Below are 12,310 nucleotides of genomic sequence, written 5' to 3'. Positions count from 1 at the left end.
CGGTGGCCGGGGTCCCGTGTTGCCACTATTTGAGCAGTAGTCATACAGTTGGTGCAACGGACAGGCAACTGATTGGTCAGACTGACCAATGGCAGTCCGGGCGACTAGCAGGAAGTGGTCAGATTGCAGCAGCTCGACCCGACGGATCGCCGGATTCTCCTGGCCCTTGATGCCGACCCCCGGGTTCCCATCATGGTGCTGGCGCAGAAACTTGGCCTGGCCCGCGGGACCGTCCAGTCCCGCCTCGAGCGCATGACAGCGTCGGGCGCCCTGCGGGCCAACAGCAGCCGGGTGCTGCCGTCCGCGCTGGGGCGCGGGGTGGCCGCTGCCGTCAGCGCCGAACTGGACCAGAGCCACCTGGACGAGGCGATCGCCGCGCTGCGGAACATCCCCGAGGTGCTCGAGTGTCATGCGCCCGCCGGCGACACGGACCTCCTGATCCGGGTGGTAGCCACCAGCCCGGACGATCTCTACCGGGTGTCCGAGGAGATCCGGCTGTGTCCCGGGATTGTGCGGACCTCCACCAGCATGTTCCTGCGCGAGGTCATCCCGTACCGGACCACGGGGCTGCTGGGCGGCTGAGCCGGCGGCTCAGACGGGCGGGCCGGCGTTCGCCTTGAGGTTCTTCATCACCAGGGTTGAGGTCAGTCGCTCGACCCCGGGCAGCGAGGTCAGTTCGGCGTCGTAGAAGCGCTGGTAGGCGGGCAGGTCCTCGGCAATAACCTTCAGCAGGTAGTCCGGTTCCCCGAACAGCCGCTGGGCCTCGACGATGTTGGGGTTCTCGGCGACGCGGTTCTCGAAGATTTCCATGGTGGCACGGTCCACCTGCCGCAGCGTCACGAAGACTATCGCCTCGAAACCCAGCCCCACGGAGGCTGGATCAATATCGGCCCGGTAGCCCCGGATGACGCCTGACGCCTCCAGCTCACGGAGCCGGCGGTGGCAGGGCGCCACGGTCAGTCCCACCTTGGCCGCGAGCGCTGTCGCGGTCATCCGGCCGTCTTCACGAAGGTAGCGCAAAATACTTCGGTCAATATGGTCTATCACGCAAATATCGTATCGTCGGCGCGGAAAGGAGGGCGAAAAGGGGGAGCACTTTTGGGCCACAAATTCCTAGGCTTACTCCAGTCACCCGTTGGACAGGAGTAAGCCGTGAACCCCCAGTTGTTTCTTGCCTTTATTGGTGTGGCCGTTGCCCTGGCCTGCACCCCCGGGGTGGACTGGGCCTACTCCATCAGCGCCGGACTCCGGGAACGCAGCTTTGTCCCGGCAGTCGCCGGGCTGTGTGGCGGGTACGTTGTGCACACCGCGCTGCTGGTTGCGGGGCTGGCGGCCGTGATCACCGGGCTGCCAGGGCTGATGGGCTGGCTCACCGTGGCCGGCGCGGCCTACCTGCTGTGGCTTGGTGTCAGCACCGTGCGTTCCTGGCGCGGGGCAAGCTTCGGTGCCCGGCCGGGCGATCCTGTCCGGGACAACCAGTTCCGGGTCTTCCTCCAGGGCATGGGCACCAGCGGGATCAACCCCAAGGGGCTGCTCTTTTTCGTGGCCCTGGTCCCGCAGTTCGTCAGCCGTGATGCGGCGCTTCCGGTCCCGCTGCAGTCCGGCCTGCTGGGACTGACGTTTGTGGTGCTGGTGGCCGTGATCTACACCTGCGTGGCGCTGATGTCCCGGAAGCTCCTGCATTCCCGCCCGGGGGCGGCCCGGCGGGTGACGCTAGCCAGCGGGATCATCATGGTGGGCCTGGGCCTGGTCCTGCTGGCCGAGCAGCTGCTTCCCCTGGTTGGCAGGATCGCGGCGGCGGCCGGCTGACACCCGGGCCTGCTGATGCGCAGCGGCCGGTACCGGTCAGGCGGACGCCGCGACCCAGACGCCGATCACCCAGGTACTGGCCGCCAGGCAGGCCAGCCCGAATTCCGTGATCATGCCCAGCCCGGTGGCTTTGAGCGCGGCCCAGCTGGAAACCACCGCGGTACGCCAGACCCGGGTGCGGTGGAGTTCGCTCAGCAGCAGGCCGGCCGCGAACCCGACGAAGAGCCCCACCACCGGGATCACGAACATCCCCACCACGCCGAACACGAGGCCGGTGACGACCGAACGGCCCGGCACGCTGTGCTGTTTGAGTTTCCGGCCGGTGAGGACAGCGGACGCGGCCATCCCGGCCGCCACGAGCGCCAGCCCGATTCCGAAAACCACCCAGCCGGTGACCCCGGCCCCTCCCCAGAGCGCCCAGGCCAGCAGGCTCAGGGCGATCAGGATGCTGCCGGGCAGCACCGGGATGATGATGCCCGCGACGCCCACCAGGATGGCGAGCCCGCAGAGGATCGTGACGACGGTTCCGGGGTTCATGGCCCCAGTCTAGGCTCGGCGGCCGCGACGGCCCGTTACTCCGCTGCGACGGCCTCTGCGACGGCGGCTGCCACGGCCGGGGCGACGCGCGGGTCCAGGGGGCTCGGGACGATGTAGTCGGCGGAGAGCTCGCCCTCGGCCAACCCTGCAATGGCGCGGGCGGCTGCCAGCTTCATGGCCGGCGTGATGCGCCGCGCCCCGGCGTCCAGGGCTCCGCGGAAGATCCCGGGGAAGGCCAGCACGTTGTTGATCTGGTTCGGGAAGTCGCTGCGGCCGGTCGCGACGACGGCGGCGTACTTGGCCGCGACCTCCGGCAGCACCTCCGGGTCCGGGTTGGACAGGGCGAAGACAATGGCGCTGTGGTTCATCAGCTTGAGGTGCTCTTCATCCAGCCGCGAGGAGGAGACACCAATGAAGACGTCCGCGCCGAGTAGCGCCTCGCCGGGGCCGCCGGAGACACTGCGGGGGTTGCTGCGGGCCGCGAGTTCGGCCTTCTTGCTGTTCGGATCTGCGGCGATGTCGGTGCGGTCCTTGTGGATCACGCCGCGGGAGTCAAGCAGGACGACGTCGTCGATTCCGGCGGCCAGCAGGATCTCGGCGACGGCGATGCCCGCGGCGCCTGCCCCGGAGACCACCACGCGGAGGCTCCCGAGTTCGCGCTCGGTCACCTTGGCGGCGCCGGTCAGGGCTGCCAGGACCACGACGGCGGTGCCGTGCTGGTCATCGTGCATCACGGGGCAGTCGAGGGCTTCGATCAGCTTTTCCTCGAGCTCGAAGCAGCGCGGTGCCGACACGTCCTCGAGGTTGACCGCGCCGAAGCTGGGGCGCAGGCGGACCAGCGTTTCGACGATTTCGTCCACGTCGGTGGTGTTCAGGACCAGCGGGATGGAGTCGAGGTCGCCGAAGGCTTTGAAGAGCGCCGACTTGCCTTCCATCACGGGCAGGGACGCGCTGGGGCCGATGTTGCCCAGGCCCAGGACGGCCGTTCCGTCGCTGACCACCACTACGAGGCGCTCGGCCCACGTGAGGGTCCGGGCGAGGCCCGGTTCGGCCGCGATCGCGCGGCTGACCTGTGCGACCCCGGGGGTGTAGGCAATGGACAAATCGCGTTTGCTGGCCAGCGGGACGGTGCTGGTGATCGAGAGTTTGCCGCCCTGGTGGGAGGCGAAGATTTCCTCGTCGCCGAGTGCGGCGAGGGGGGCGTCTTCAGCCCCTGCGGAGGAGGTGCGGGCAGAGGGATTGATCGTTTCAGTGGACACGTCGTTGTCTCCTGGGGCTCACCGTGGGCGTACGGCACTTTGGCTGCTGGGGCACCGCGGTGCCCCGGATGGTCTGGGAAAACTCCGGGGCGGCCCCGGGGTGGCGGGCCTGCGGTATGGAGTTTCCGGAAGTGCTGGCGCTGGCGCCGCTCCGGTCCTGCCATGGTAAGCAGCCCGGTTGCCCGCCGAAGATTCGGCCGGACACATAGCGGTAACTGGTCTAGACCGGAGACCCGTTCCCGCCGCCGCGGGCCAGCAGCGAGCAGGCCTTCTTCAGATCTTCCTCCGCCTCGAACAGTGACAGGCGGCGGCACCGGACGGCCTGCACCAGGCCCGTGACGGTCAGGAGCAGGACCCGCGAGACGGCCGGATCGCCACTGACGGCGGTCACAGCCTTCTCCGCGGTGGCGTCGATGTCCCGGAGCAGCCGGGTGGTGTCTGTGTCCTTGGCGTACACCGTGCGGTTCAGGCATTGCTCGACGGCGGGCTGCATCAGGCGCATGTGGAAGATCTCCATCGCCGCTCCCGCCAGGGCGTGCGCGGGCGCCTTGGTGCCTGCCGGCCATTCGCCCTGGTGCAGTTCGCCAAGTTGCTTGCGGTAGAGCGCCAGCATCAGCTGAGTCGAGGAAGGGAAGTAGCGGTACAGGGTGCCCAGCGGCACGTCCGCTCCGGCGGCCACTTCGGACAGGACCACGGAGTCCAGGCCCTTCCGGGCGAAGCCGGCGGCGACGTCGAGAATCCGGGCATAACGCCGGCGCTGCCGGGGCAGCGTGGGCGGCGGGGCCATTGGCGGAAGATCCGAAGGGAATTCAGGCATCAGCAGCGTTCCGGGGGTCGTTTTTCTCGGCAGCCGGGAGGGTCAGTCCACAGCGCTGCCGCGGCAATCCCGTCCACTATACGGCACGGGACAGGGCCTTCCGCCAGTCATACAGTCCGGCTGGACGCTAGTCCACACCCTTGATTTTGACCACAAAAACGGCGCCCAGCAGACCGATGACCGCGGCCGCCACATACAGCGATACGTAGCCGCCCCAGAGGGCCACAAAGGGATAGGCGATCAGCGGGGCGAGCACCTGGGGCAGCGAATTAGCGATGTTGATAACACCCAGATCCTTGCCCCGGCTAAGCGCCGTCGGCAGCACCTGGGTGATGAGGGCGAAGTCCACGGCCAGGTAGGAACCGAAGCCGATACCCAGCACCGAGGCGCCGATCAGCGCCCCGGTCCAGGTGGGGGCGAACGCCAGGATCAGGGCGGCCGCGGCGATGACGACGGAGGAGAGGATCACCAGGGGTTTGCGCCGGCCCATCCGGTCGCTGATCCGGCCGCCGACCACGCTCGTAATGATGACCATCACCGCGTAAAGGCCGGTCAGGATCAACACGCCGAGCTCCGCCCCGATGCCCTGTGTCTGCGTCAGGCGCACTGCATCGGTGAGGAAGAAGAGCAGGTACAGCGTCACCATGTGGTTGCCGATGTTCACCAGCAGCCGGGTCAGCCAGGCCCACGCGAAATCCGGGTGGCGGGCCGGGGAGATCCAGAAGCTGCGGAGAAATGCGCCCAGCCGGAAGGCGGACCTGCCCTCCGCCGGCAACGCGACGTCGTCGTTCTTGAAGAAATACAGGACGACGCCGGCCAGCAGCGCCACTGCGGAGAACACGTACCCGAGCGCGAAGTTGCCCGAAACGACGGCCGCGATGACGGCGCCGAGGAGGATGCCCACGGTCTGGCCCATGGCGGCCAGCCCTCCGACGGTGCCGCGCTGGGGAACCGGCACCCGGTCCGGGATGGCGGCGGTGACGGCGGCATAGGCGGCGTTGCAGCCGGCCTGGACGAGGCACCAGAGCAGTGTCATCATGGCGACGTCCGGGGCGCCGGCCAGCGCTACCAGCGCGGCCGCCCCGAGGATCGCGCCGAAGAGGACCCACGGCACCCGCCGGCCCCGCCGTGCGGTGGTCCGGTCGCTCAGTGCCCCGAACAACGGGTTGGCAACCAGGGACACGGCTGCCCCGGCCCCGGTGACCAGGGCCAGGATGGCTTCCTTTTCGCCCTCGTTGAAGGCGGCTGCCTGTTGGCCGAGCAGCACCTGCAGCGGACCGAAAAACGCGGCGTTGATGCCCACGTTGACCAGGACCACCCCGGCGGTCCAGACCGGCCGGACGCGCTGCCGGGGTTCGGCGAGCGCCGGTGCGTCGGTGTTGGACAGGCTCATGTGGTTCCCCCGGAACGGATGACTGATGATCAGTGTGGGCCCAGACTATCGTGGGCATCACCCATGACCGCCGTTGAACCCCTCCAAGGAGAACCCGTGCCGGATGCCCCCACGAACCCTGTCAACACCGCCGACCTCTACGACGAGCGCGGCGGGGAGCTGGACTCGATCGCCCTGCAGTTCCAGTCACTCGGCGGCCGCACGCACTTCAGCGGCCCGGTCCGGACCATCCGCTGCTTCGAAGACAACGCCCTGGTCAAGGAAACCCTGGCCACGCCGGGACACGGAGCGGTGCTGGTGGTCGACGGCGGCGGCTCGCTGCGGACCGCGCTGATGGGGGACCTGATCGCGGCGAGCGCCGTCCGGAACGGCTGGGCCGGCGTCGTTATCAACGGCGCCATCCGGGACCGGGTGGCCGTGGCCGGGCTGGAGCTGGGCGTCAAGGCCCTGGGCAGCAACCCGCGCAAGAGCGCCAAGGCGGGCGCCGGGGAAACCGACGTGGAGCTGGAGATCGACGGCGTGGCCATCCGGCCGGGACAGCGGATCTGGTGCGACCCGGACGGGATCCTGCTGGAACGCTAAGCCGCGGCCCGGGCCGCCGGAAAAGTGGGCGGGCGGGAACAAAGCACACAGTAAGATAGTTACTGAAAGCAACCTTCCTGCTTAACCCCACTTTCTTCCCCTTGGAGCAGTTATGTCCAAAACCACATCCACCCGCCTGCCCGGCGAGGTCCTGACGCACCGCCAGACCATCACGGTCATGGTGGGCCTGATGCTCGGCATGTTCCTCTCGTCGCTGGACCAGACCATCGTCTCGACCTCCATTTACACCATCGCGAATGACCTCGACGGCCTTTCGCTGCAGGCCTGGGCGACGACGGCGTACCTGATCACCTCCACGGTCAGCACACCCCTCTACGGCAAGCTCAGCGACATCTTCGGCCGCCGCCCGCTGTACCTCGCGGCGATCCTGATCTTCCTGGCCGGCTCGCTGTATGCAGGCTCGGTCCACTCCATGACCGAGCTCGCGGTGGCCCGCGGCATCCAGGGCATGGGCGCCGGCGGCCTGCTGGCCCTCGCGCTGACCATCATCGGGGACATCGTGGCACTCAAGGACCGCGCCAAGTTCCAGGGCTACTTCATGTCCGTCTTCGGCATCTCCTCCGTGCTGGGTCCGGTGATCGGCGGCGCCTTCGCCGGTTCCGCGACGATCCTCGGCTTTGACGGCTGGCGCTGGGTCTTCTTCATCAACATCCCGATCGGCCTGGCTGCCCTCGCTGTGGTCTTCCTGTACCTGCACCTGCCTGCCAAGCACCTGAAGCAAAAGATCGACTACTGGGGCGCGGCGGCCATCACCCTGGCGATCGTGCCGCTGCTGCTCGTCGCCGAACAGGGCCGCACGTGGGGCTGGAGCTCCACCGGAGCCTTCCTCTGCTACGGCCTCGGCGTCCTCGGCATCATCGCGTTCCTGCTGGCCGAGAAGCGCGCAGGCGACTACGCCCTGATTCCGCTCCGGCTGTTCCAGAACATCACCTTCGGGCTCTCTTCGCTGCTGAACTTCATCATCGGCGTTGGTATGTTCGGTGCCATCGCGATGCTGCCGATGTACCTGCAGCTGGTCAAGGGCCTCACCCCCACCGAGGCCGGCCTGATGATGATCACCTTCACCGTGGGCATCCTGACCGGGTCCATCACCGCAGGGCGGACCATCTCCGCGTCCGGGACGTACCGCATCTTCCCGATCCTGGGCACCGCGGTCCTGACCGCGGCCGCCGTCGTTATGGGATTCTCGCTGGGCGTTGACACCCCGCTCTGGGTTCCCGGCGCCATCGCCGTGTTCTTCGGCCTGGGCCTGGGCTTCTGCATGCAGCCGCTCACCCTGGCCATGCAGGTCTCCGTTCCCGCGAAGGATATGGGCGTGGGTACGTCCTCCGCCGCGTTCTTCCGGTCCATGGGCGGCGCCGTGGGCACCGCGGTGTTCATCTCGATGCTGTTCAGCCTCGCCGCCGACAAGATCGCCACGGGGATGAAGGACGCCGTGAAAAACGCGGACTACCTCAAGGTCCTCAAGGATCCGGCCGTGGCCGCCGACCCGGCCAACGCCAAGCTCTACGAGTTCTTCAAGAACGGCGCCAGCAACGACTCCCTCAACGACACGAGCTGGCTGCACACGGCGAACGCCGCCCTGACCCGGCCCATCACCGAAGGATTCGCCCAGTCGATCGACGCCGTGATGCTCACCGCCGCCGTCCTGACCGGCGTCGCGTTCCTGATCAGCTTCGCTTTGCCGAACAAGAAGCTGACGGACCCCAAGGCCGCGGCGTCGGAATCCGTCCCGGCCCACTAGGCACAGAGGGCCCCGCCGGCGCCGCCGCGAACCGTATGTTTCACATCACTTGGCAAGCATGTGACATGCATCGCGGCGGCGCCAGTGCAAGACTGGGTAGTTGCGGCGTGAGCCGTCTACCGAGAATTGCCAAGGGAGCCTCATGACCACCACCCAAGACCAGACCGCCGCCAAGATCCCCAAGCGGGTCATTTGGCTGGCCGTGGCAGGCGCCGTTGGCGGCTTCCTCTTCGGTTTCGACTCATCGGTCGTCAACGGCGCAGTCGACGCCATCAAGGAAGAATTCGCGCTCAGCGAGGCCGTGACCGGCTTTGCTGTCGCCGTGGCCCTGCTGGGCTGCGCCGCCGGCGCCTACCTCGCCGGCAAGGTCGCTGACCGGTACGGCCGCATCCCCGCGATGAAGATCGGCGCGCTCCTGTTCCTGGTCAGCGCGTTCGGCACCGGCTTCGCGTTCGGCGTCTGGGACCTGATCTTCTGGCGTCTGATCGGCGGCCTGGGCATCGGCCTGGCCTCCGTGATCGCCCCCGCCTACATCTCCGAGATCTCGCCGCGGCACGTCCGCGGCCGCCTGGCGTCGCTGCAGCAGCTCGCCATCACCACCGGCATCTTCGCCGCCCTGCTCTCGGACGCGGTCTTCGCCAACGTCGCCGGCGGCGCGGACCAGACCCTGTGGCTCGGCATCGAAGCCTGGCGCTGGATGTTCATCGCCGGGGCCGTCCCCGCGGTGGTCTACGGCTGGATCGCCTTCACCCTGCCCGAGTCGCCGCGCTACCTCGTGTTCAAGGGCAAGGATGAGGAAGCCCTGAAGGTGTTCCAGTCCATCGCCCCGGACGATGACACCGACCGGCACCTGCGGGACATCAAAAAAGCCATCGAAGAGGACAAGGTCGCGGGCCAGAAGGGCTCGCTGCGCGGCAAGGCCCTGGGCCTGCAGCCCGTGGTCTGGATCGGCATCATCCTGTCGGTGCTGCAGCAGTTCGTGGGCATCAACGTGATCTTCTACTACTCCACGACGCTCTGGAAGGCCGTGGGCTTCCAGGAGAAGGACTCCCTCACCATCTCCGTGGCCACGGCCATCACCAACATCCTGGTGACCCTGGTGGCCATCGCGCTGGTGGACCGGATCGGCCGCCGTCCCATCCTGCTGGCAGGTTCCATCGGGATGGCCGCCTCCCTGGCGACCATGGCTGTGGCCTTCGGTTCGGCCACCGGCTCCGGCGAGGCGATCACCCTGCCCGGCGCCTGGGGTCCGGCAGCCCTGGTGGCAGCCAACGTCTTCGTCATCAGCTTTGGCGCCTCGTGGGGTCCGCTGGTGTGGGTGCTGCTGGGTGAAATCTTCCCGTCCCGCATCCGTGCCCGCGCCCTGGGCCTGGCCGCGGCCGCCCAGTGGATCGCCAACTTCGCGATCACGCTGAGCTTCCCGGTGATGGCGGCGGCGTCGCTGCCCCTGACCTACGCCATGTACGCCCTGTTCGCGGCGGCGTCGTTCTTCTTTGTGATGTTCAAGGTGCCCGAAACCAACGGCATGTCCCTGGAGCACGCAGAGACGCTGTTCGTCCCGAAGGGCTCCGCCAAGAAGTAGCGGCAACCGTTCGAACAGCAGACGAGGCCCATGTTCCACGGAACATGGGCCTCATCTGTTGTTAATGCAGGGACCGTACCCCTAGACCAGGTGCGGCTCGTGTGAGCTGAGGTACCGGCGGCCGCCGAGGACCACCGCGATCGCCAGCGCCATGGCGCCGGCCGCCGCGAAGAACGGAACCTGGGGCCCGAAGTGCTCACCCAACTGCGCCGCGGCGAACGGCGCCAGCGCACCGCCCATCCAGCGCACGAAGTTGTATCCGGCGGAGGCCACCGGCCGCGGTGAATCCGAGACACCCATGGCAAGTTCGGTGTAGATCGTGTTGTTGATTCCCAGCAGGGCACCCGAGACCACCACCAGGACGACGACGGCGGGGACGGAGTGTCCGGCGGCCAGGCCGAGGCCGGCCAGGTCCAGGAGGAGCAGCGCCAGCGTGCCGCTCAGCACCCGCACGGCGCCGAAGCGCCGCTGCAGCGCGGGGGCGACGAATACCGAGAAGACGGCGACAGCGACGCCCCAGCCGAAGAACACCCCGCCGATCCCGTAGGCATCCATCCCCAGGATGAAGGGCGTGAAGGCGAGGATGGTGAAGAAGCCGTAGTTGTAGAACAGGCCGCTGGCCGCCGTCGTCCGCAGTCCCTTGTGGCCCAGGGCCAGCAGCGGGTCCCGGAGCCGGACCTTTCGTGCCGGCAGCGGGGTCTTGGGCAGCAGGGCGATCAGGGCGATGAAGGCCGAGGCCATGAGCAGTGCGGTGCCGAAGAACGGGGCACGCCACTGCCAGCCGCCCAGCAGGGCCCCCAGCAGCGGACCGAGCGAAATGCCCAGGCCCAGGGCAGCCTCGTAGAGGATGATCGCGGTTCCGGCCCCGCCGCTGGCGACGCCGACGATCACGGCAAGGGCGGTGGCGACGAACAGGGCGTTGCCGAGCCCCCAGCCGGCCCGGAAGCCCACCAGTTCCGTAACGCTGCCGGACATCCCGGAGAGGGAGGCGAACACCACGATGATCGCGAGACCGGCCAGCAGCGTCCGTTTGCCGCCGATCCGGGAGGAGACAAACCCGGTGATCAGCATGGCGATGGCCGTGACCAGGAAGTAGCTGGTGAACAGCAGGGATACCTGGCTGGGGGTGGCATCAAGGTTCTTGGCGATGGCGGGCAGGATGGGGTCCACCAGTCCGATGCCCATAAAAGCGAAGACTGCGGCCAGGGCGGTGGCCCAGACAGCTTTGGGCTGCTTGAGTAGTGAAGCCTTTTCGGCCTCGAGGGTTGATGTTGCTTCCGGCGCGGGGGCCGTGAGCTGGCCGTCCATGGAGGGCGCTCCTCAGGTGTTGTGGTTTGTTCTATTCGTTGGTTCCAGCGGCTGGCTTTCCCGAAGGGAGCGGCCGTCAGGGCTGGAGGGTCTCGTTGATCCTGCCGATGACCGGGATGGCGGCCGCGAGGGCCCGCCGGTCCGCGTCAGTGAGTGAGCCGAGGATCTCCGCCATGACCGTGTTGCGGCGGTGGTTGGCCGATTCGACGGCGGCGTGCCCCTCGGGGGTGAGCCTGACCCGGACGGCCCGGGAGTCCTCGGGATCCGCCTCCCGCCGGACCAGTCCGGCGCGTTCGAGCTTGATGATCTGCTCGGTGGCGCTGGGGACCTTGACGCCCAGGTTGCGGGCAATTTCACCCACCCGCGCACCCGCGGCGCCGGCGCTGTCGCCGGAGTCGTCCACGAGCATCTTCAGTGTGCTGAGCTGGGCGGCGCTGAGCTCGCCATCGGCGTCCAGCCGGCGGACCAGGTAGATGCTGTGGCGGAGGGCCTCGCGGAAATCCCCGGCGAGGGCAAGCAGGCCGGCGTCCGGCAGCGGGTTCTCACTCATAGTTAGGTAGCCTAACAGTTAGGGTGCCTAAGAGTCAATGGGCGGGACGTAGGGGCGCGGCGAAGGGCCGAGCAGGTTCAGAGCTGGAGCTTCATGCCTTCATGGCTGGCCGCGAAGCCCAGCCGTTCGTAGAAGCGGTGCGCGGCCGTCCGGGACTTATCGGTGGTCAGCTGGACGAGCGAACAGCCCCGGCGCCGCGATTCCTCAAGTGCCCAGCCGACCATCGCCGCCCCGACGCCCTGGCCCCGCAACTCGGGGGCCACCCGGACCGCCTCGAGCTGCGCGCGCCACGAGCCGCGCCGTGACAGGCCCGGCAGGAAGCTGAGCTGGAACGTGGCCACAAGCCGGGAGGGGGCGCCCTGCTCCGGGGCGAGTTCCCCGACCAGCAGCAGGTGGGCGGGGTCCGCGTCGATCGCCTCGAAGGCGGCCTCGTAGGGCGCCGGATCCGAGGTTTCCTCCCGTACGGCCCCCAGCCGGTCGTCGGCGAGCAGCCGGAGAATGGCGGGCAGGTCCGCGCGGGCAGCGGGGCGCAGGCTGAACGTCCCGCCGTCGACGCCGAATGTTAGCAGGGGGGCCGGGCCGGCTGAAGTCGAAGTCACGTGCCCAGCCTGCCATGACGCCGGAGCGGCCGCCGGCAACGCGCCACGATTTCTAAGCCTGTACTTTAGAGAGGCTGATTTGTAACCGCCGTCACCCAATGCGGCGGAC

13 protein-coding genes are annotated in these 12,310 nt (G+C 68.1%); 5 read left to right on the top strand and 8 right to left on the bottom strand.

From position 1 onward, the window contains the following. Positions 1-123 precede the first annotated feature (123 nt). Positions 124-582 carry an Lrp/AsnC family transcriptional regulator gene (locus tag AC1DHY_RS13350; protein WP_476878495.1) on the top strand — a complete coding sequence of 153 codons (459 nt, stop codon included), beginning with the start codon at positions 124-126 and terminating at the stop codon, positions 580-582. A 9-nt stretch (positions 583-591) separates the two neighbouring features. Here the strand turns inward: AC1DHY_RS13350 and AC1DHY_RS13345 are convergent, their stop codons facing one another. Further along, entirely contained in the window at positions 592-1,047 is a 456-nt protein-coding gene (locus tag AC1DHY_RS13345) for an Lrp/AsnC family transcriptional regulator (protein ID WP_476878479.1), read from the bottom strand. Positions 1,048-1,152: 105 nt separating this feature from the next. Here AC1DHY_RS13345 and AC1DHY_RS13340 point away from each other — a divergent pair, with 105 nt between their 5' ends. Further along, positions 1,153-1,809: a LysE family translocator gene (locus tag AC1DHY_RS13340; RefSeq protein ID WP_476878478.1), complete on the top strand. Its 657-nt coding sequence runs from the start codon at positions 1,153-1,155 to the stop codon at positions 1,807-1,809. 36 nt (positions 1,810-1,845) lie between these two features. Here the strand turns inward: AC1DHY_RS13340 and AC1DHY_RS13335 are convergent, their stop codons facing one another. The 4 genes from AC1DHY_RS13335 to AC1DHY_RS13320 form a co-directional block, all read right to left on the bottom strand. Beyond that, on the bottom strand, positions 1,846-2,346 hold the full coding sequence (locus AC1DHY_RS13335) for a DUF456 domain-containing protein (protein ID WP_476903755.1): 501 nt from the start codon (positions 2,344-2,346) through the stop codon (positions 1,846-1,848). Between the two features lie 35 nt (positions 2,347-2,381). After that, positions 2,382-3,590 (bottom strand): NAD(P)-dependent malic enzyme, encoded by a 1,209-nt coding sequence (locus AC1DHY_RS13330; RefSeq protein ID WP_476878494.1) that lies wholly within the window; start codon positions 3,588-3,590, stop codon positions 2,382-2,384. Positions 3,591-3,825: 235 nt separating this feature from the next. Then, positions 3,826-4,392, bottom strand: coding sequence for a TetR/AcrR family transcriptional regulator (locus AC1DHY_RS13325; RefSeq protein ID WP_476878476.1), 567 nt, complete (start codon positions 4,390-4,392; stop codon positions 3,826-3,828). A gap of 157 nt (positions 4,393-4,549) precedes the next feature. Continuing rightward, a complete protein-coding gene (locus AC1DHY_RS13320; RefSeq protein WP_476878475.1) occupies positions 4,550-5,815 on the bottom strand; it encodes an MFS transporter in 1,266 nt (421 codons plus the stop codon). A 96-nt stretch (positions 5,816-5,911) separates the two neighbouring features. Here AC1DHY_RS13320 and rraA point away from each other — a divergent pair, with 96 nt between their 5' ends. From rraA to AC1DHY_RS13305, 3 genes are all read left to right on the top strand, one after another. Further along, on the top strand, positions 5,912-6,397 hold the full coding sequence (gene rraA, locus AC1DHY_RS13315) for a ribonuclease E activity regulator RraA (RefSeq protein ID WP_476878474.1): 486 nt from the start codon (positions 5,912-5,914) through the stop codon (positions 6,395-6,397). Positions 6,398-6,509: 112 nt separating this feature from the next. After that, positions 6,510-8,162 (top strand): MDR family MFS transporter, encoded by a 1,653-nt coding sequence (locus AC1DHY_RS13310; protein WP_476878473.1) that lies wholly within the window; start codon positions 6,510-6,512, stop codon positions 8,160-8,162. A 142-nt stretch (positions 8,163-8,304) separates the two neighbouring features. Next, positions 8,305-9,744 carry a sugar porter family MFS transporter gene (locus AC1DHY_RS13305; RefSeq protein ID WP_476903754.1) on the top strand — a complete coding sequence of 480 codons (1,440 nt, stop codon included), beginning with the start codon at positions 8,305-8,307 and terminating at the stop codon, positions 9,742-9,744. 81 nt (positions 9,745-9,825) lie between these two features. Here the strand turns inward: AC1DHY_RS13305 and AC1DHY_RS13300 are convergent, their stop codons facing one another. The 3 genes from AC1DHY_RS13300 to AC1DHY_RS13290 form a co-directional block, all read right to left on the bottom strand. Then, complete coding sequence (locus AC1DHY_RS13300) at positions 9,826-11,052, bottom strand: MFS transporter (protein ID WP_476903753.1); 1,227 nt, start codon at positions 11,050-11,052, stop codon at positions 9,826-9,828. A gap of 76 nt (positions 11,053-11,128) precedes the next feature. Then, a complete protein-coding gene (locus AC1DHY_RS13295; protein WP_476879747.1) occupies positions 11,129-11,602 on the bottom strand; it encodes a MarR family winged helix-turn-helix transcriptional regulator in 474 nt (157 codons plus the stop codon). A 77-nt stretch (positions 11,603-11,679) separates the two neighbouring features. Beyond that, entirely contained in the window at positions 11,680-12,201 is a 522-nt protein-coding gene (locus tag AC1DHY_RS13290) for an N-acetyltransferase family protein (protein ID WP_476879748.1), read from the bottom strand. Positions 12,202-12,310 lie beyond the last annotated feature (109 nt).

It is taken from the genome of Arthrobacter sp. 05L44 (genome assembly GCF_056397605.1).
This window is presented reverse-complemented; position numbering and strand designations above follow the sequence as displayed.